18 protein-coding genes are annotated in these 20,569 nt (G+C 35.6%); 14 read left to right on the top strand and 4 right to left on the bottom strand.

The features are described from left to right. Positions 1-612: aldehyde dehydrogenase family protein (locus tag ACPYKA_RS07685; protein WP_479541765.1), on the top strand; the 612-nt coding region annotated here is incomplete at its 5' end. A gap of 311 nt (positions 613-923) precedes the next feature. Here ACPYKA_RS07685 and ACPYKA_RS07680 read toward each other — a convergent pair. After that, positions 924-2,546, bottom strand: coding sequence for a long-chain fatty acid--CoA ligase (locus ACPYKA_RS07680; protein WP_479541764.1), 1,623 nt, complete (start codon positions 2,544-2,546; stop codon positions 924-926). Positions 2,547-2,691: 145 nt separating this feature from the next. Between ACPYKA_RS07680 and ACPYKA_RS07675 the strand changes: the two genes are divergently transcribed. The 5 genes from ACPYKA_RS07675 to ACPYKA_RS07655 all read left to right on the top strand — a co-directional run bounded on the left by ACPYKA_RS07675 (position 2,692) and on the right by ACPYKA_RS07655 (position 6,715). Further along, positions 2,692-4,035: an MATE family efflux transporter gene (locus ACPYKA_RS07675; protein WP_479541763.1), complete on the top strand. Its 1,344-nt coding sequence runs from the start codon at positions 2,692-2,694 to the stop codon at positions 4,033-4,035. Positions 4,036-4,071: 36 nt separating this feature from the next. Next, a complete protein-coding gene (locus ACPYKA_RS07670; RefSeq protein ID WP_479541762.1) occupies positions 4,072-4,689 on the top strand; it encodes a lysozyme family protein in 618 nt (205 codons plus the stop codon). A gap of 13 nt (positions 4,690-4,702) precedes the next feature. Next, positions 4,703-4,930 carry a hypothetical protein gene (locus ACPYKA_RS07665; protein WP_479541761.1) on the top strand — a complete coding sequence of 76 codons (228 nt, stop codon included), beginning with the start codon at positions 4,703-4,705 and terminating at the stop codon, positions 4,928-4,930. Between the two features lie 91 nt (positions 4,931-5,021). Then, positions 5,022-5,396 carry a RidA family protein gene (locus tag ACPYKA_RS07660; RefSeq protein ID WP_479541760.1) on the top strand — a complete coding sequence of 125 codons (375 nt, stop codon included), beginning with the start codon at positions 5,022-5,024 and terminating at the stop codon, positions 5,394-5,396. Positions 5,397-5,545: 149 nt separating this feature from the next. After that, positions 5,546-6,715, top strand: a complete 1,170-nt coding sequence (locus ACPYKA_RS07655; RefSeq protein WP_479541759.1) for an iron-containing alcohol dehydrogenase — start codon at positions 5,546-5,548, stop codon at positions 6,713-6,715. Between the two features lie 428 nt (positions 6,716-7,143). On the opposite strand, the gene ACPYKA_RS07650 is transcribed toward ACPYKA_RS07655, so the two are convergent. Continuing rightward, positions 7,144-7,389: a YuzB family protein gene (locus tag ACPYKA_RS07650; protein ID WP_479541758.1), complete on the bottom strand. Its 246-nt coding sequence runs from the start codon at positions 7,387-7,389 to the stop codon at positions 7,144-7,146. Between the two features lie 192 nt (positions 7,390-7,581). On the opposite strand from ACPYKA_RS07650, the gene ACPYKA_RS07645 reads away from it, so the two are divergent. Both ACPYKA_RS07645 and ACPYKA_RS07640 read left to right on the top strand, forming a co-directional pair. After that, on the top strand, positions 7,582-8,481 hold the full coding sequence (locus tag ACPYKA_RS07645; RefSeq protein WP_479541757.1) for a DUF1002 domain-containing protein: 900 nt from the start codon (positions 7,582-7,584) through the stop codon (positions 8,479-8,481). 88 nt (positions 8,482-8,569) lie between these two features. Continuing rightward, positions 8,570-10,156 carry an MFS transporter gene (locus ACPYKA_RS07640; protein WP_479541756.1) on the top strand — a complete coding sequence of 529 codons (1,587 nt, stop codon included), beginning with the start codon at positions 8,570-8,572 and terminating at the stop codon, positions 10,154-10,156. A gap of 541 nt (positions 10,157-10,697) precedes the next feature. Here ACPYKA_RS07640 and ACPYKA_RS07635 read toward each other — a convergent pair. Then, complete coding sequence (locus tag ACPYKA_RS07635; RefSeq protein ID WP_479541755.1) at positions 10,698-11,126, bottom strand: hypothetical protein; 429 nt, start codon at positions 11,124-11,126, stop codon at positions 10,698-10,700. A 623-nt stretch (positions 11,127-11,749) separates the two neighbouring features. Here ACPYKA_RS07635 and ACPYKA_RS07630 point away from each other — a divergent pair. The 5 genes from ACPYKA_RS07630 (at position 11,750) to ACPYKA_RS07610 (ending at position 17,414) form a co-directional block, all read left to right on the top strand. After that, positions 11,750-13,414: a peptide ABC transporter substrate-binding protein gene (locus ACPYKA_RS07630; RefSeq protein WP_479541754.1), complete on the top strand. Its 1,665-nt coding sequence runs from the start codon at positions 11,750-11,752 to the stop codon at positions 13,412-13,414. Between the two features lie 103 nt (positions 13,415-13,517). Next, positions 13,518-14,453, top strand: a complete 936-nt coding sequence (locus tag ACPYKA_RS07625) for an ABC transporter permease (RefSeq protein WP_479541753.1) — start codon at positions 13,518-13,520, stop codon at positions 14,451-14,453. Continuing rightward, the gene (locus ACPYKA_RS07620; RefSeq protein ID WP_479541752.1) at positions 14,453-15,376 is read left to right on the top strand and encodes an ABC transporter permease; all 924 of its coding nucleotides are present in this window, start codon (positions 14,453-14,455) and stop codon (positions 15,374-15,376) included. Before ACPYKA_RS07625 ends, ACPYKA_RS07620 begins: the two co-directional genes overlap by 1 nt. Before the next feature lie 15 nt (positions 15,377-15,391). Continuing rightward, positions 15,392-16,420 (top strand): ABC transporter ATP-binding protein, encoded by a 1,029-nt coding sequence (locus tag ACPYKA_RS07615; protein ID WP_479541751.1) that lies wholly within the window; start codon positions 15,392-15,394, stop codon positions 16,418-16,420. Then, on the top strand, positions 16,413-17,414 hold the full coding sequence (locus ACPYKA_RS07610; RefSeq protein WP_479541750.1) for an ABC transporter ATP-binding protein: 1,002 nt from the start codon (positions 16,413-16,415) through the stop codon (positions 17,412-17,414). Before ACPYKA_RS07615 ends, ACPYKA_RS07610 begins: the two co-directional genes overlap by 8 nt. Before the next feature lie 239 nt (positions 17,415-17,653). Here the strand turns inward: ACPYKA_RS07610 and ACPYKA_RS07605 are convergent, their stop codons facing one another. Next, positions 17,654-19,273: an ABC-F family ATP-binding cassette domain-containing protein gene (locus ACPYKA_RS07605; RefSeq protein ID WP_479541749.1), complete on the bottom strand. Its 1,620-nt coding sequence runs from the start codon at positions 19,271-19,273 to the stop codon at positions 17,654-17,656. 124 nt (positions 19,274-19,397) lie between these two features. Between ACPYKA_RS07605 and ACPYKA_RS07600 the strand changes: the two genes are divergently transcribed. Then, entirely contained in the window at positions 19,398-20,381 is a 984-nt protein-coding gene (locus ACPYKA_RS07600) for a helix-turn-helix transcriptional regulator (RefSeq protein WP_479541748.1), read from the top strand. Positions 20,382-20,569: the final 188 nt, after the last annotated feature.

The raw sequence follows: 20,569 nt of genomic DNA, 5'->3' as shown, positions 1-20,569 counted from the left end.
CGTTGTATGGCTTGTTCTGTCGTTGCTGTAGAAGAATCGGTTGCAGATGAGTTTATATCGCAACTAGTTGCAAAAGCAAATGAAATTAAAATGGGTAATGGTTTAGATGAAGGCATTTTTTTAGGACCTGTCATTCGTGATTCACATAAAGAAAGAACGTTACAATATATTGAAACGGGAGAAAAAGAAGGAGCGACACTTATTCGGGATGGTAGAAAAGACGAGAGTGCGCAAGAAGGCGGATATTTTGTCGGACCAACAATTTTCGATCATGTGACAAGTGAAATGAAAATTTGGCAAGATGAAATTTTTGCTCCTGTATTATCCATAAGTCGAGTAAAAGACTTAGATGAAGCAATCAAATTAACGAATAAATCTAAATTCGCAAATGGATCTTGTATATTTACAAATAACGGCGGAAGTGTAAGAACATTTAGGGAAAATATCGATGCTGGAATGTTAGGAGTTAATATTGGCGTCCCTGCCCCAATGGCATTTTTCCCATTCTCCGGATGGAAAGATTCATTCTATGGAGACTTGCATGCGAACGGAAAAGATGGATTACAGTTCTATACAAGAAAGAAGGTTCTTACAGGAAGATGGGTTGAATAATTTATTAAACGCACAGTGAGAACTGTGCGTTATCATTTGGATTATATAAAGTCCATGTTGGTATGTGAAGTGTCTTAGGACTAATGCTTAGTGTCGAGAAAAGATGCATAGTGGCTCCGGTCAAATGCTTAGTGTCGAGAAAAGATGCATAGTGGCTCAGATCTAATGCTTAGTGTCGAGAAAAGATGCGCAGTGGCTCACGTCAAATGCTTAGTGACAGAAAAAGATGCTTAGTCGCACTGCAAATATAAAAGGAATTCATAAGAAATAGTAACTACCACTGTCCCAAATGTTGAGACAGTGGTATTTATTTACTGTTCTTGGGCTTGATAATGTTCTAAAACATATTTTCTCAGTTCACGTTTCAAAAATTTACCGACAGATGATTTAGGGATTTCTTCTACAAATAATATATCATCTGGGAGCCAAAACTTAGCAAACTGAGGTTCTAAAAAGGCAAGTAATTCTTGCTTTTGAACTTTACCGACAAACTTATCATGTAAAACGACACATGCAATTGGTCGTTCTTGCCATTTTTCGTCAGGAATTGCTACAACACTTGCTTCAAAAACTGCTTCGTGCGCCATTAACACATTTTCAAGTTCTACAGATGAAATCCATTCCCCGCCACTTTTTATTAAATCACTAGTACGGTCAACAATTTTAATCGTACCTTCTTCATCAACTGTCACAACATCACCGGTATAAAACCAGCCGTCTTTAAATGCAGATTCTGATCGTTCATCATTATAGTAAGAGTCTGCAATCCATGGTCCACGAAGGAGTAACTCTCCCATCGTGTTGTTATCCCAAGGAATTTCTCCTTCCTCTCCAACTACTTTCATTTCAAGGCCAGGAACAAGAATTCCTTGGCGTGTTTTTTCGAGCGCTTTTTCATCTAATGTTAAGTCTTTTTGATAGCTTTTCAGTCGTGAATATGTTGCAAGCGGTGTTGTTTCAGTTGCTCCATATGCATGGAAAAACGGTATATTATGTTTCTCTTCGAATGTACGTATCATTCCAATTGGTGCTGCAGATCCTCCACATAAAATTCCGCGTAGACTAGATAGATCATATTCTTTTTCCTCTAATACTTTTAATAGACCTAACCAAATAGTAGGAACACCTGCAGTAACCGTAACCTTATATTCTTCTATAAAGCGAGCAAGTCTTTCAGGAGTAAATCTTGGGCCAGGCATTACTTGAGTAGAACCGAACCAAGTACAAGCAAACGGCATTCCCCATGCATTCACATGAAACTGTGGAACAACTGGCATGGCGATGTCGGCTTCAGAGATTGCTGCTGTATCTGCTAAGCCTAAAGCAAAACTGTGTAATGCAATCCCTCGGTGCGAGTATAACACACCTTTTGGCTTCCCTGTTGTAGCTGATGTGTAACACATTCCAGCAGGATCATTTTCATCGATATTTTTTATAAATTCGTAATTCTCATCGCCTTTTTCTAAAAGTTGTTCATAGGAATAGACATTAGGTAGGCTATTATCGGGTAATTTATCTTTATTTGTCATGACGATGTAGGTTTTTACAGTTTTGAGATGGTCTTGGAGTTTATCTACGAGAGGTAAAATATCTTCATCTACAAAAATTACTTTGTCTTCTGCATGATTGATGATGTAAATAATATGTTCTGGGGATAGTCTAATATTTATTGTGTGTAACACTGCGCCCATGCCCGGAGCAGCAAAGTAAATTTCAAGGTGTCTATGGGTGTTCCAAGCTAGCGTTCCTACTCGGTCACCTTTTTTAATGCCAAGATTATGTAATGCACTCATAAGACGCCGGGTTCTTTTGCCAATTTCCTTATAGGTAAGCCGGTGAATTTTGTCATGTGTCTGTGAAATGACTTCTTTTTTCGGGAAAAACTTTTCCGCATGTTCCATCATTGCCCCAACGGTTAATGGATGATTCATCACTAAAACCAACCCCTTATATAATAATGTTTGTCTAATAATACCACATTTATAATAATTTGAAAATACCGAAGATTGCTATTAGTTTGTATCGCTAACAAAACAAATGATGATAAGGTAAAATAAAGAGGTAGTGGGGTAGATAAGAATGAAAAAACAGTATGATTTTACGGAAGGAAATATTTTTAAGCAATTAATATTCTTTTCTGGTCCGATCATTTTAGCGAATTTACTACAAACGTCTTATCAAGTAGTCGATAGTCTTTGGGTTGGAAACTTACTTGGGGCTGACGCACTTGGGGCAGTAGCTATTTCCGGAGCAATCATTTTTACTGTGCTTTCTTTTGTTATTGGATTAAATAATGCGGCATTAACAATACTTTCTCAGCAAAAGGGACAAGGAAATCGACAAGGTTTAAAAAATTATTTAAACGCCTTTGTTGTAACCCTTACATTTTTCGCAATTATATTAAGTGTTTTTGGGTATATATTTTCGGAACAATTGCTAATGTTACTTGGAACTCCAAATGAGTTACTGCCATTAGCGATGGACTATTTACGGATTAACTTTGTAGGAATGCTTTTTTTATTTGGTTATAATTTTATTAGTACAGTGCTTCGTTCCATCGGAGATAGTAAAAGTCCGCTTAAATTCGTTATGATCGCGGTTGTCTTAAATATTTTCTTAGATCCATTATTTATTGCTGGATTTAATTTTGGTGTTCAAGGTGCTGCGTACGCTACAATTATTGCTCAAGGAATTGCTTTTCTCTATGGATTGTATTTCGTTTTACGCAATAAATTGGCTCCTTTTCAAGTCCCGAAAAAACCTAAATTACATGAAATAAAGTTAATTTTAAATTTAGGAATTCCTGCTGGTTTACAAATGTCTGTTATTTCTGCAGGGTCAGCAGCAATTATGAGTGTTGTGACAGTCTTCGGTGGATCTGTCGTAGGTGGATTTGGAGCGGCACAAAGAATCGATAGTATCATCATGTTGCCTGCCCATGCATTAGGTACTGCTGTTAATAGTATGGCTGGACAAAATATTGGGGTTTCAAATTGGAGAAGAGTTCATCAAATAACAAAGTATGGACTGTTGTATAATTTAACGATTATGTGTCTGATTGGATTATTAATTGTATTTTTCGCTGAACATGGTGTTCGATTATTTATTCAAGAGGAAGAATCAGTTAAATTTGCGAGTCAATACTTACGTATCATGGCATTTTGTTTCCCATTTTTAGGAATAAACTTTATTTTAAATGGCGTGGTCCGCGCTGCTGGTGCAATGTATCAAGTGCTAGTGTTAAATATTATTTCATTTTGGGTGTTAAGATATCCATTGACATATTTATTTTCTAGCATTTATGATGAAGTTGGTATTGCTTTTGGATTAGGTGCTAGTTTTATTATAAGTAGTATACTAGCGAGTACTTATTATCGTTATGGAAAGTGGCGTAAAAAAGAATTGTTTCAAGTTGATAAATAAACTATTAAACTGTTAAAAGGTTAGGGGCAAAATAGCATGAAACGTTCTGGTTATAAAGTATTTATTCGGGTTTTTGCCCTAGTAATCATGATGTCATTACTTCTTGTTGGAGTATCCCTGTATACATCAAAAGATGAATTTAAAAATGGGAAAATTGCTCAGCACGTATTTACAAAAAAAGTAGAACAGTATCGATCAACTGTTGAAAAATATGCAAAAGAGTTCGATGTAGAAGAACATACGGATGTACTTTTGGCTATGATGCTTCAGGAATCAGGTGGACGTGGTGATGACCCGATGCAATCCTCAGAAAGTTTATGTGGAGAAGTTGGTTGTATTACAGATCCAGAACAGTCCATTAAGCAAGGGGTATCATATTTTGCAGAAGCCTTACATGCCGCCGATGGAGAAATAGAATTAGCCATTCAAGCATATAATTTTGGTATAGGCTTTATTTATTATCTTGAAAAAAATAAACAATTATATAATCAGGATACAACGATAAAGTTTTCACAGGAAATGTATAAAAACGCAGATGACCCCTCCATATATACCTGTTTACGCGAAGAAGCGAAACAATATGATGCTTGTTACGGCGATATTTTCTATGCAAGAGATGTAATGGAATATAAACAAAAGTTTGTCACAAATTAAGGAGCTGCCATAGGTGAAAACAATAAGCTGGTGTGGAAAATTATCATTTTTATTTGGGTTTGGATCACTACTATTCGGTGTATACTTACTTTACAAAGAATTGATTACAAATAACTTTGTCGCTCATCAGTCAATAGCGGTTGCATTTATTTGTTTAGGATTATTCTTTTTGTTTCATTTTATTTTAAAAGTGTTAGAAGCTAATAGTACGCATGAGAGTAGCTGTAGAATTAAAAAGTAAATTAATAAAATGTAACTTTACTATTTTAAAGCAAGAAATTAATTGGTATTATTAGAACAAGCAAATAAATTAAAGAAGGGGAGTTTTAGTAATGAAAGAAGTTTACACAAATAAAGCACCCGAGGCAATTGGTCCATATTCACAAGCGGTTATTGCTGGAGATTTTTTATATGCATCAGGAGCAATCCCGATTAATCCTGAAACTGGAAATGTTGTAGAAGGAATAGAAAATCAAACGATTCAAGTAATGGAAAATTTAAGAACGGTATTACTCGAAGGTGGAGCGAATTTTTCACAGGTTGTAAAATTTACAATTTATTTAAATTCAATGGATGACTTTGGAACGGTAAATGAAATATACGGTCGTTATTTGAAAAAACCTTACCCTGCACGTGCGACAGTTGAAGTTAGTCGCCTACCAAAAGATGTTCTAGTTGAGATTGACGCTGTAGCTTATTTAAAGTAAAGGGGTTTTGCTAACTCCTTTACTTTTTTGCAGATAAGAAAGTATAAAACTTTCCTACTGCATAAGTGCAACTAAGGCACTCGCCATTCAATGCTTGGCGAATGCCAAGTTTTCTAATCTTAAACTTAACGAAATGGTGAGGTGTTTTTGTGCAATCATTTATGTATTTTAATCCTACGAAACTGCTTTTTGGGAAGGGACAATTAAGTCAATTATCAAAAGAAGTGACTAAGTACGGCAAAAAAGTACTTCTCGTGTACGGTGGTGGGAGTATAAAACGAAACGGAGTATATGATGAAGTTACGAATATATTAAAAGCAGCAGATGTTGAATGGGTAGAATTAAATGGGGTAGAACCAAATCCACGAGTTACAACTATACGAAAAGGGATCGAAATCTGCAAAGAAGAAAATGTAGATTTTGTTTTAGCTGTAGGCGGTGGCAGTGTAATCGATTGCACAAAAGCGATTGTCGTTGGTGCAAAAACGGATGTAGATGTTTGGGATATTATTAGCAGGAAAGTAAGGGCAACAGCTGGTTTGCCATATGGCTCGATTGTAACAATTGCGGGCACAGGAGCGGAAATGAGTTTAAGTTCTGTTATTTCGGACTGGGAGACAAAAGATAAACGAGCTTGGGTTTCTTCTTTTTCTCGAGCAAAATTTGCAATTGTGGATCCGACTTTTATGACATCGGTACCGAAAGAACAGACGGTAAATGGTGCTGTTGATGCAATGTCACATGTATTAGAACATTATTTTCATTCCGAAGAAAATACACCCATTCAGGATCAATTTTGTGAAAGTGTGCTTCGTACATTGATCGATGTAACACCTAAACTACTTAATGACTTAGAAAATTATGAGTATCGTGAAACGGTTGCCTATGCAAGTACAATAGCATTAAGCGATCAGCTCAATATGGGTTTTATTGGCGATTGGGGGACCCATCATATTGATCATGCTCTTTCTGCAGTTCACGATGTTCCTCATGGAGGGGGAATGGCTATTTTATTTCCACATTGGATGCATTACGTTTTGGATGAAACAAACGTAAGGCGCTTCAAACAATTAGCGACGAATGTATTGCGTATTGATTCTGAGGGTAAATCTGATATGGAAATAGCAAGAGAAGGAATAGATTTATTAGCAACTACATGGGCATCTTGGGGTGCGCCGTCCAAATTAAGTGATTATGATATAACGGAAGAAACATTACCGTTAATTGCAGAAAAGACTATTGAAACACAACCGAAATGTGGAAATTTTAAGCGATTAACAGAGCGGGATGTCTTTGAAATTTTAAAGAGTAGTTTATAAAAAAGGAGATTCGTCGCTTCTCTTACGGACAAAATCTACCGAAAAGTCGATGAAAATTGTCCGTTGCGGTCTTCCTCGGACAAAAAGTGATGCAATTTCGGTAAAAATTGTTCGGTGTGGTCTTCCTCGGACAAAAAGTGATGCAATTTCGGTAAAAATTGTCCGCGGTGTCCTCCCCCGGACAAATAGTGATCAAAAGTTAGAGCAGTTTGTCCGCTGGAGCTTGCCGCGGACAAACCCCAGAAAAAAACTGCTTGAAAATGTCCGCGGAGCTCTCCCTCGATCCCGATCTCGTGCAAAAAAAGAGCTACACGCACAATTGTCCCCATATCTAAGCTTGATGCAAAATTAGGAAGATGCAGGTATAAGTTTTGACTGAATAGACAAGGAAATTAAAGTTTTAAAATAAAAAAAAGAATTAGCAGTTGTTATGCATAAACTGCCAATTCTTTTTTAATTTCTTCTCGAATTCTCTCTAAACATTGTTCGGGAGTTTTTCCGTGGACAAGTTTTCCATTAACATGCGCATATGGACTCTTGGCACATAAGCCACAAAAGGATAAACAGCTGTTCATTATAACGGCAACTTCTGGAAACTCTCCTTCAATAATTTCCTCTATATTTAATGTTGTGATGAGATTAGCACTGCAGACGTCTACAATAACAATACCCATTTAAATCACAAACTTTCTATAATAGCTTTTGATAATGTAGTTATATCATTTCCTGACGAATATTTGCAATAGAATTGCCTGTATCGTATCTAATTTATATATAATGTTTTTTCTTTTGTCATATAATTTCAATTGTATTTTAAGTTAAATAAGCATAAAATATGTATTAAGTTAAGAAAAGGAGTTTATCAAATGAGATATATTAGTAAGCTGTTTTTAATATTTTCAATTGTTCTTGGACTGGCTTTTAGTACCGATACGTTGACTCACGCAGTTCAAACTGATGAGATGTTGGATGAACCGATTGTTGTATATGGTGATACATTATCAGATGCTCAGAGAGAAGAAGTAAGAAGATTACTAGAAGTTGATACAGATAAGGTAACTGAAATGAATGTTACTGGTAAGGATATTGCTCATTATATTAATGGGGATCCAAATTCAAGAATGTTTTCATCGGTTAAAATTACTCATAAAGACAAAGGGCATGGAATTGTTGTTAATATTGTAACGGCAGATAATATTACACATGTTACGAGTGAAATGTATAGTAATGCACTCTTAACAGCTGGAGTTGAGAATGCTTTAATTGAAGTTGCTTCTCCTGTTCAAGTAACAGGTACTTCAGCATTATCAGGAATTTATAAGGCGTATGATGCAGCGGGTGCTGAATTAGAACAAGGCCGAATGGAAGTAGCCAATGAAGAGTTGGATTTTACAACAGAGCTTTCTAAAAAAGAAGGACTAAATCAAGAAAAAGTAACTGAATTAATGACAGAAATTAAAAAGGAAATTGCTGAACAAGATCCTGTAACAAGAGAAGAAGTTGAACAAATAGTAAAGGATCAATTGGAAAAATTGGAAATTAATCTAAGTGAAGAAGATCGTCAATTACTCATTGATTTATTTGAAAAAATGAGAAACTTAGATATTGATTTTGACCAGGTAAAACAGCAGTTGGAAGATATCACTTCTACGATTAAAGATAAATTAGATGATATGAATTTAGAATTAGATGAAGGTTTTTGGGAAAAGGTTTCAAATTTTTTCCAAGATTTAATAGATAGTATTGCAAATTTCTTTAAAGGATAAAGGGCTCTTATTTATAGGCCCTTTTTCTTATGATTTTGCGGAAATATGAAAAATTTAATCGATATGATGAGCAGTGCGTCACCAGATTATGAAAAATATAATTGCTCAAAGTAGGAGTGATGTAGTGAAAAAGAAACAAGTATCACAAAAGTGGCCGATAATTTTATTTACTATCGGCGTTTTTATGGCTGGACTCGATAACGGAATTATTAGTTCGGCATTAACTACAATATATAATTCATTTGGGGTATCGCCATCATGGGGAGCTTGGACAGTAACGCTTTATACATTAGGTGTTGCAATCTCCGTTCCGATTATTGGTAAGTTGTCAGATAATTATGGTCGTAAAAGATTGTTTATTATCGAGATTCTGTTATTTGGTCTTGGTTCATTATTAGTTGCGATTAGCCCTAATTTTACAATGCTCCTTATTGCAAGATTTATTCAAGCCATTGGCGGCGGCGGAATTTTTATCATCGGGACCTCCCATGTATTATCTACAATGCCTAAAAATCAACAAGGAAAAGTTCTCGGTCTTTTAGGGGGAATGCATGGCTTATCTGCTGTAGTAGGCCCCAATGTGGGAGCACTTATTTTACATATAACTGGAACTTGGCAATGGATGTTTTTAATTAATATTCCGATTGCATTGTTTTTAATTGTTATGGGCTTTTTAAAAATAGATGAGACAAAACAGCCAACATCAAATGCACTTGATGTAACAGGAACGATTTATTTATCATTGGGGATCGTTGCTTTCATGTTCGGGATTACAAACATAAATAGTTTAGAACTTCTATCAAGTATTACAAGTGTTACGGTCTTACCTTACCTAATTGCAGGCGCTTTGTTCATTTATCTCTTTTTAACTCATGAAAAACGATTAGAAAAAAACGGTGGAGATCCAATTATTTCGGCCTCATTATTACGGAAACGTTCGTTTCAATTAACGCTTCTACTTGGGTTTTTATCAGGTGGATTTTTGGCAAGTATTATTTTTATACCTTCCTTTGTACAGCAGGCTTTACAAGTTCCAGCTGAGAATGCAGGTTTTTGGTTAACTCCACTAGCGTTAGCATCAGGAATAGGCGCAGGTTTAGGTGGGTTTTTAACTGATCGAATTGGAGCAACTCGAACAATTATTGTTTCAGGTATTATCGGTTTACTTGGTTTTTTAATGTTCTTTTCTTTTGTAGATGATTTAAAAACCTTCGTTATTGCAAGCATATTGGCGGGAATAGGGTTAGGATTTTTGTTAGGTGCACCTTTAAATGTTTTAGTCGGTGAAAGTGTAGAAAAAAATCGATACGGTACTTCTATTGGGACACTTTCATTGACCCGCCAAGTTGGATTAACCTTATTTCCGACAATCTTTGCCAGTTTTATAACTTCAGGTGTAATGAAAATTGAACCGACGTTTAAAGCGGTTTTTGGTGAAACTGTAATTCCATTCCACGATGTGAGCGAAGGAGAAGGTTATAGTGAAATTGTGGGAGAAATAGAAAAAATTAACGATCCATACTTTCAGGAGCAGCTTTTATCTATCGTATCTCGTGTAATGAAATCTGGTTTTCAAGATATGTTTTTTGCAGCAGTAATCATTTCGGCAATAGTAATCATCATTAGTTCTTATCTGCAAATGACAAAAACAGATGAAATTAATAACTTCAAGTAATACCAAATCTAGATTTGACCATTGTGAAGAAGTAAATGTATTTATTAATAAATTCCTATATTTTGTAGTTTGGACACTAATGTTATTAAACAAAATATTTACACTTACTGGGGCCATTTATAGATAGACTGTTCATTATAAAAGAATAACTTCTATTTTTGATTGATATTTTTACAGGGACAGCATTTAATATCGTTTGAATATCTTCTACAGTTTCTTTTCCAACCTGTAAAAAGGTTTTATCTTGCAATCTTGCTTGGATACATCTTCCGACTTATTTTTAATAAATTCGGAAGCAATACTTGGAACCATATCTCTTACTACCAATTTGTATTCTGAAACTTGATGCTGATAAATCGTCTTCACAGCCCTCTTTGTCAAAAAGTGTTTCTTTGTTTTATCTAGAAAATAATCCCCCTAAATGTTGATATACCGTGTTTTTTTACATTAATTATACTGTTTATTTCCTTTGCCAAGGGGGATTATACGTATATTTACTCCTAAGAGATGAACTGCATCACTATTAAAGTATTTGTCTAAATTAAAATCTAAATTTATAACCGGGTATAGTAGTTTTTGATGTAGTATAAACTAACTTAGGATCAACATTAAAGCCAGACGCTCCTGCGTGTGAGAATCCTGATTTAATGGCTCCGGAAGTAGCATACTTCCCAATAGGACCTTTATTTTCAGGATAACCTTGAGCTAGAAACTTTTGCCCACAATCACATTGATACCAGCCACCTTGGAAGATAACTTTTTTAGTCTTATAATTTTTAACCACTGCTGGTCCTTGTGCGATCATCAAGTGTTTTCCATACCTTGCGCATGGGGCTATTTCAGTTGTCTCCACTTCGGCATGCGTATAGCCATTGTGCTTTTCAGTTGGTAAATTAGGGGTGAATAATGTGACACCTAAAACCAAAAGAAAAATCAATATAGGGAGAAAAAAGTTTTTTTGTCTTCTCAAAGCCTTACACCTCCTTTCCTCTATAATTATACAATAAATACTAATATTGTGAATATAAGATTAATAGAAATATATTTTTAGATTAAAAAATTATAAAAATAAAATAATTCTAAGCTTAATGAATTTGGCAAACTGAAGGTACATTTTTATTGTATAAATTGTTGTTGAGTAAGAATCTATTTATAATAACCTCCAGAATATAGTAGTGTTGTATAACCTTAGGTGTAATGAAAATTGAACCTACGTTTAAAGCGGCTTTTGGTGAAACTGTAATTCCATTCCACAATGTAAGCGAAGGATAGGGTTATAGTGAAATTGTGGGGGAAATAGAAAAAATTAACGATCCATACTTACAGGAGCAGCTTTTATCTATCGTATCTCGTGTAATGAAATCTAGTTTTCAAGATATGTTTTTTTGCGGCAGTAATCATTTTGGCAATTGTAATCATCATTAGTTCTTATCTGCAAATGGCAAAAGCAAAATAAGTTTAATAATCTTAATTTGAGTTCGGAATCTTCTAACTTTAACATTCTTTATGGAAAACTTACAAAAATTATGTATAATTAAAATTGCAGATAACTTATACATATCTGTAAAAATTTAAAAGGGGAGGTTCATAAAAATGAACTGGAAGAGATTGTCTTTACTTTTTACACTTGTTTTTGCTATGAGTATCTTCTTAGCTGCATGCGGTGGTGGCAATGATGATGCTGATGTTGGAAAAAGTGAAAGCGATGACAAGGAAAGTACAGGAGAAGAACAACTTGCAGAGGAACAGGTGTTGGATATTAATATCCGTGAAGAACCGCCTTCATTACATCCAGGAACATCTTCAGATACAACGTCAAGTTCTGTTCTTGACCAAGTGTTTGAAGGGTTAACCAGAATTAACCCTGAAGGAGAAGCTGAGCCTGCAATGGCAGAGGACATTGAGGTATCAGATGATGAGTTAACCTACACATTTAAAATTCGTGAAGATGCAAAATGGACAAATGGAGATCCTGTAACTGCTGAGGACTTTGAGTTTGCTTGGAAATGGGTACTAGACCCAGAGAATGCGGATACGGATTATGCATATCAACTGTACCCGATTAAAGGTGCAGAAGATGCTAAAGAAAATGGTGGTTCATTAGATGATGTTGGTATAACAGCAGAAGATGAGCATACATTAGTAGTTGAACTTGAACAACCTACAGAGTATTTCTTAGATTTAACAGCATTCCATACGTTCTATCCGCTTAATAAGGATGTAGTGGAAGGAAATGACAAATGGGCTCTTGATGCGGGAGAAGATTATGTAACGAATGGTCCTTTTAAATTGGTATCATGGGATCATAAAGATAAAATAGTTTTAGAGAAAAACGAAGATTATTGGGACGCCGATACTGTAAAATTGGAAACGGTTAACATGCATATGATTATTGAAGAGGACACGGAATTACAAATGTATGAAAACGGTGATTTGGATTGGGCTGGACATCCTACTGGAGAACTTCCTTTAGCAGCAATTCAAACAATGAAAGATGCTGGAGAATTGGAAATTTCCGACCGTGCTGGTGTGTATTATTATACATTCAATCATGATGAAGAACCGTTTAATAACGAAAACATTCGAAAAGCGTTTGCATTAGCTATCGATCGTCAGGCTATTGTAGAAAATATAACTCGAGGAGAACAAAAGCCTGCAATGGCTTTAGTTCCACCATCCATTTTTGAAGAAAACGAAACAGGTTATTTTGAAGATAATAATGTCGAAAAGGCAAAAGAGTATTTAGAAAAAGGTTTAGAGGAATTAGGTTTAGATTCTCTTCCGAAAGTTAAAATAACATACAATACCGACGAAGGCCATGAAGCAATAGCACAGGCAATCCAAGATATGTGGAAGAAGAATTTAGATGTAGATGTAGAATTGAATAACGAAGAGTGGAAAGTATTTTTAGATTCATTAGGTGAAGGTGATTATCAAGTAGGTCGTATTGGATGGATTGCAGACTTTAACGATGCGATCAACTTCTTAGAAATTTTTGAAACAGTTGGCGGAAACAACTATACGAACTGGGAAGACGAAGAATTCCAAAAACTAATACAAGAATCACGTAAAGAGTTAGATCCAGCTAAACGTGAGGAAATACTAAAAGAGGCAGAAGAATACTTTATGGATCAAATGGTTATTTCACCGATTTATTTCTACACAAATGTATACGCACACAAGGATAATGTAAAAGATATTGATGTTTCACCATTAGGTGTTATCCAATTTAAGTGGGGCTACATTACGGAAGAATAAACAAATTATGGGGTGATTCATTTCACCCCTTTTTGATGAAATCAAATGAAATATGATATTCATAGAATTAAAATTTGATAGATCTCTGGAGGTGTGAATCAACGTGCTAAGATATATAATTAAGCGGTTTGGTTTTATACTGATATCGCTATTTTGTATTATTACTATTACCTTTTTTCTTATGCAAGCCGCTCCAGGTGGACCATTTACAGCGGAAAGGAAGCTCCCACCCAAATTGGAAGCACAAATGAATGAAGCCTATGGATTAAATGATCCGATCCATGTACAATACATTGATTATCTAACTCGTATTGCAAAATGGGACTTTGGGCCGTCTTTTAATAATGTTGGACAAAGTGTAAATGACATTATTAATCGTAGTTTTAAGTATTCGTTAATCTTGGGGATAGAGGCTATCCTTCTCGCTTTATCAGTTGGAGTGTTTTTAGGAGTAATTGCTGCTTTATATCATAACAAGTTTGCAGATTATACCGCAATGATCATAGCAGTTTTAGGAATTTCAGTACCGAGCTTTATCTTAGCAGCAGTTTTACAATATGTATTTGCTTTTAAATTAGGCTTGTTTCCGATTGCAAAATTTGATTCCTTTGCCCACTCTGTCTTACCTGCAATAGCTTTGGCGGCTACCCCGCTTGCGTTTATAGCCCGGCTTATGCGCTCAAGCATGCTAGAGGTATTAAGTTCTGATTATATTAAAACAGCTAAAGCAAAAGGGTTAAGTAATAGAGTTACTATTTATCGACACGGAATTAGAAATGCAATCTTACCAGTTGTTTCTTATTTGGGACCATTAGTTGTTTCTATTTTAACAGGAAGTTTTATAATTGAAACGATATTTGCTATACCTGGTTTAGGTAATGAATTCGTTGAAAGTGTTACGAACAGAGATTATACCGTGATAATGGGAACGACGGTCTTTTTTAGTATATTATTGTTAGTTTCTATTTTAATCGTTGATATTATTTACGGATTTATTGATCCTCGAATCAAAATAACAGGAAATGAGGGGGATCGTTAATGTCACAAATTCAATTAAAAGATACTGATTTTGAACCAATAGAGTATAAACAATCTGAAGCTGAAAAAATAGCGGGTGAAAGCACTTCTTTTTGGAAAGATGCTTGGCGACGCTTTAAACAAAATAAATTAGCCATTGCAGGAATAGTAGTTATTGTGATTCTTGCGATTATGTCATTTGTTGGCGGTCCAATTTCGGGACACAACTATTATGATAACGATTTAATAAGTTCAAACCAATCACCATCAGCGGAACATTGGTTTGGAACAGATAATTTAGGACGAGATTTATTTGCAAGAACATGGTACGGGGCAAAAATATCGTTATTCATCGGTTTAACTGCCGCTTTTATTGATCTTATTGTTGGTGTAATATGGGGTTCTGTTTCTGGCTATTTGGGTGGTAGAGTCGATGAATATATGATGCGAATTGCTGATATATTATCTGGTGTACCGTATTTATTAGTAGTTATTTTATTAATGGTGATTATGCCGCAAGGTCTATGGACATTGATAATTGCCATGACGATTACTGGATGGATTAATATGGCAAGAATTGTTCGAGGGGAAGTTATGAGGCTCAAGACTTCCGAATATGTTATGGCAGCTAAATCACTTGGAGCAAATAGTTTTAGAATAATGGCGAAACATTTAATTCCAAATACGATGGGGCCAATTCTTGTTACGTTAACATTAACAGTACCAACGGCAATATTTACAGAGGCTTTCTTAAGTTTCCTTGGTTTAGGTGTACCAGCACCACTGGCAAGTTGGGGTACGATGGCTTCAGATGCGTTACCGGCATTAAGATATTATCCATTCCAGTTATTTTTCCCAGCATTCTTTATTAGTTTAACGATGTTAGCCTTTAATATTGTTGGGGATGGATTAAGGGATGCACTTGATCCGAAAGATCGCCGTTAGTTGGGAGGGAATATAATGAAAAAAATACTGGAAGTGAAAGATCTTTCCGTTTCATTTAAAACATACGGTGGAGAAGTACAAGCTGTTCGAAATGTAAATTTTGACTTATATGAACAAGAAACACTCGCTATTGTTGGTGAATCAGGCTCTGGAAAAAGTGTAACTGTTCAATCGATTATGCGACTAATTGCAATGCCTCCCGGAGAGTTTAAGTCTGGGTCAGTCATTTTAGATGGGGAAGATTTGGTCCAAAAGTCGGAATCGCAAATGGAGCAAATCCGTGGGAAAGAGATCGGAATGATTTTCCAAGACCCAATGACGTCACTAAATCCGACAATGAGAATAGGGAAACAAATTACAGAAAGTTTAATAAAACATCAAAACATGTCAAAAAAAGAAGCTCATGCCAAGGGGATTGAATTACTAAAGCTTGTCGGAATTCCGAATCCTGAAACACGTATTAATCAATATCCGCATGAGTTCTCTGGTGGAATGAGACAACGGGCGATGATTGCAATTGCTTTATCCTGTAACCCTAAAGTATTGATAGCAGATGAGCCGACTACTGCACTTGATGTAACGATACAAGCACAAATATTAGAATTATTACGAGATCTCCAAAAAGAGACAAATACTGCTATTATTTTAATCACTCACGACCTAGGTGTCGTTGCCAACGCTGCAGACCGTGTGGCGGTGATGTACGGTGGAAAAGTTGTCGAAACAGGTACAGTGGATGAAATTTTTTATCAACCGAAACATCCATATACGTGGGGGCTGCTTGGATCCATGCCGAAATTAAATGAAGAGAATGAAGAATTACAATCCATTCCCGGTTCACCACCTGATTTAAAAGATCCTCCAAAAGGATGTCCTTTTGCTGCTCGCTGTGCGTATGCAATGAAAGTGTGTGATCAGTATATGCCACCATATTTTGAATCATCAACTACGCAAAAGTCTGCTTGCTGGTTACTGGATGAACGAGCACCAAAAGTGGAACCTACAGTAGGTGTAATTGTAGGAGGTGGACAGGAAAATGAGTAATTTTAAAGATAAATTAGTTGAAATTAGAGATTTACGCAAGCATTTTAAAATAGATCGTAATAATACACTAAAAGCAGTTGATGGCTTAAATTTTGATATTTATAGAGGCGAAACATTTGGGCTTGTTGGTGAGTCGGGATGTGGGAAATCTACTGCAGGAAGAACGATTATGCGGTTGTATGAAGCAACTGATGGGGAAGTATTTTTTAAAGGCGAAAATGTACATGGGAAAAAATCGAGCCAAGAGTTGAAGCAATTTAACCAGAATATGCAGATGATTTTCCAAGATCCATATGCATCATTAAATCCACGAATGACGATTACGGATATTATTGCAGAAGGTCTTGATATACATGGTCTTGTTAAAACGAAACAAGAACGGGTTGCACGTGTAAATGAGTTGCTGGAGACAGTGGGACTTAATAAAGAACACGGAAATCGTTATCCACATGAATTTAGTGGCGGGCAAAGACAACGAATCGGGATCGCTCGAGCACTTGCAGTAAATCCAGAGTTTATCGTAGCCGATGAACCGATATCAGCTCTTGACGTATCGATTCAAGCACAAGTAGTTAACTTGATGAAAAGATTACAGAAAGAGCAAGGCCTCACCTATTTATTCATTGCACACGATTTATCAATGGTTCGTCACATTAGTGACCGTGTTGGGGTCATGTATTTAGGAAATATGGCTGAAATTGCAACGAGTGAAGAACTGTATGAAAATCCGCTTCATCCATATACTCGTGTTCTTTTAAGTGCAGTTCCCGTACCGGATCCAAATCTGGAAAGAACGAGAGAACGGATTGAAGTAAAAGGGGAATTACCAAGTCCAATTAATCCACCAAGTGGCTGTGTATTTAGAACAAGATGCCCGTTTGCAACAGATGTTTGTGCTAAGGAAAGACCGATTTTCCAAGAACATAAAAAAGACCATTGGGTAGCTTGTCATATGTTTGATGAACGTTATAATGATGAGTTTAAAAATAAGTAATCAAAAAGGAAAGTACCATTTACCGGTACTTTCCTTTTAGGTTTGTGTTGAAATCATAGGGGTAGCCATTATCCAGCTAATTTGCGATTTAACCACGAAGATCTGGGTTTAACCACGAAAAATGCGAAATAACCACGGGAATTCGGTTTTGTCCACGGGAAATGCTTTTTAACCACGAGAATTCAGTGTTATCCACGAAAAACGACTTTTAACCACAAACAGTCTCTAACGGAACCCAATTAAGCATACATTTTCACGATTTCTTTTTGTAAGTCTTGATCTCGTACATACTCATCATAACTCATTATTTTATCGACAATCCCTGTAGGTGTAATTTCGATTAAGCGGTTAGCAATACTGTTGACAAACTGATGGTCACTAGATGTGAATAAGATAGATCCTTTAAATTTGATAAGCCCATTGTTTACAGCGGTAATTGACTCTAAGTCTAGGTGACTTGTTGGTTCATCAAAAATCAATACATTCGCTTTCGATAACATCATTTTTGATAACATACAACGGACTTTCTCGCCACCAGATAAGACATTTGCTTTCTTTAATGCTTCTTCTCCCGAAAATAACATTCTACCTAAAAAGCTTCGTAAAAACGTTTCTGTTTGATCTTCAGGTGAAAATTGTCTGAGCCAATCAACTAATGTTAAGTCACTATTTTCAAAGAACGAGGAGTTATCTTTTGGAAAATATGCTTGAGAAGTAGTAACACCCCAATGATACTCTCCACTATCTGGTTCGATTTCTCCCATTAAAATTTGGAATAGCGTCGTTTTGGCTAGATCATCTTTTCCTACAAAGGCGACCTTTTCATTTCGATTTATAGTGAAACTTACGTTATCAAGCACTTTTTGGCCATTTATCGTTTTCGTTAGGCCTTCTACACGCAAAAGATCATTTCCAATTTCTCTTTCTGGTGTAAAAGCAACATATGGGTAACGGCGAGAAGATGGTTTTATATCATCTAATGTAATACTTTCTAACAATTTACGACGAGAAGTTGCTTGTTTTGATTTAGAAGCATTGGCGCTAAAACGTGCGACAAATGCTTGTAAGTCTTTAATCTTTTCTTCTTTTTTCTTATTTTCTTCTTTGGCCATTTTGGCTGCAAGTTGACTAGATTCATACCAAAAGTCATAGTTTCCAATATAAATTTCAATTTTGCCAAAGTCAACATCGGCGATATGCGTGCAAGCCTTGTTTAAAAAATGACGATCGTGTGAAACGACGATGACTGTATTTTCAAAATGAAGTAAGAAGTCTTCTAACCAGTGGATTGCTTGGATATCCAGACCGTTCGTCGGCTCATCCAATAGAAGAACATCTGGATTTCCAAAAAGCGCTTGAGCAAGTAATACTTTCACTTTTTGGTCATTTTTCAGATCAGACATCTTTAACTCATGTAACGATTCGTCAATCCCTAAACCGGTTAATAGAATTGCAGCATTAGAATGTGCTTCCCATCCATTTAATTCAGCAAATTCCCCTTCAAGTTCGGCAGCTTTAATTCCATCTTCTTCTGTAAATTCAGCTTTTAAATATATTTCGTCCTTTTCTTTCATCACTTTAAAAAGTCTTTCATGCCCCATTAACACTGTTTCTAAAACTTGTTCATCTTCATATGCAAAATGATCCTGTTTTAAAACAGCGATTCGTTTATCGGCCGCAATAGAAACATCTCCTTGTTGCGGTTCAATTTCACCAGATAATATTTTTAGAAAGGTAGACTTTCCGGCGCCGTTTGCTCCAATTACACCATAGCAATTACCATTATTAAACTGTATATTAACGTCTTCAAATAACTTTTTATCTCCAAATCGCAAGCTAACATTTGTAACATTTATCATAACTTTTTCCTCCGTATAAATAGCACTCTAAGTAAGCTTAATTTATTATTATCCATTCGTCAATATTTCTCCACCTTAATAAAGCTGTTATAATAAGATGTAATAATTATTTTAGGAGGTCTCCATGAAACAGAGTAATAATTATCGCCTGCTACAATTAAAAGAACTCTTGTTTAATGAAACAGATGAGCAACATGAATTTGATATTTATGAAATTGAAGAACGTTTAACCCAAGTCATGGGTGTAAATAGTATCGATCATCGGACAATAAGAAATGATATCGAGGCATTGGAAAAAATGGATTTCGATATTGTTAGGAATCGACGTAGATTTGGGAAGGTTTTTTACAGTCACCAAGTAAAACTGTTTGAGACGTATCAGCTACGTTTATTAGTCGATGCAATTCTTTCAGCCCGCTTTATTACCCCAAAAGAAAAGAATACGTTAATTGATAAATTAAAAGAATTGACGAGCATACATATTAGAAAAACATTACCTGAGCCTATTTTATTTAGTCAAACAGTGAACTTGGATTATGAACGAATTAAGTTTAATATTGACCGCCTGCATCATGCAATCACGGGTAAACGTGTCGTTACATACAAATATGGTGATTTTAATGTGGATAAGGAATTTGAATTTAGACGAAATGGCGATCTATACTTTGTTGAGCCATATGCACTAATTTGGCAGAATGATTTATATTATTTGATTGGTAAATTCCAAGAGACAGAGGAAATTCGTCATTACCGACTCGACCGAATTCGAGAAATTGAGATTTCAGATGAATCGTTTGTAAAAGATAAAGCGTTCGAGTTACAGCAATATGTTGATAATACGTTTCATATGTATAGCGGAGAAGAAGTAAATATGGAAATTAGATTTGATAGAAGTTTAATTAACGCTATTTTTGATCGTTTTGGAATGGAAGTAGATGTGATAGAAGATGGCGAAAATCATTTTATTTTAAAAACGAAGGCCAAGCTTTCCGATGGATTATTAAGCTGGATTTTAAAATGGGGACATCGAGCTCAAGTGGTATCACCGGAAGATTTAGTAGAAAAAGTAAAAGATGAGGTCAGAAAAATGGCCGCTAATTACAATTAGGCTTCTATTTTTCTATAGTAATTAACCTTTTAAAAAGAAATGGGGGAAAATGATGTATAGGTTATACTGTAGGAGTTATCAAAGTGTAATGAAAATTGCTTCGTATGTTCTTCCTTGGCGTGAACCGCAATTGTTGGAAGGGGAAAATAGTTTAATTAAACTGCCTAAATTAATAAAGGATAAGAAAA

The organism is Pseudogracilibacillus amylolyticus (SeqCode) (assembly GCF_051918545.1).
In the GTDB taxonomy this organism is placed as follows: domain Bacteria; phylum Bacillota; class Bacilli; order Bacillales; family Amphibacillaceae; genus Pseudogracilibacillus.
This window is presented reverse-complemented; position numbering and strand designations above follow the sequence as displayed.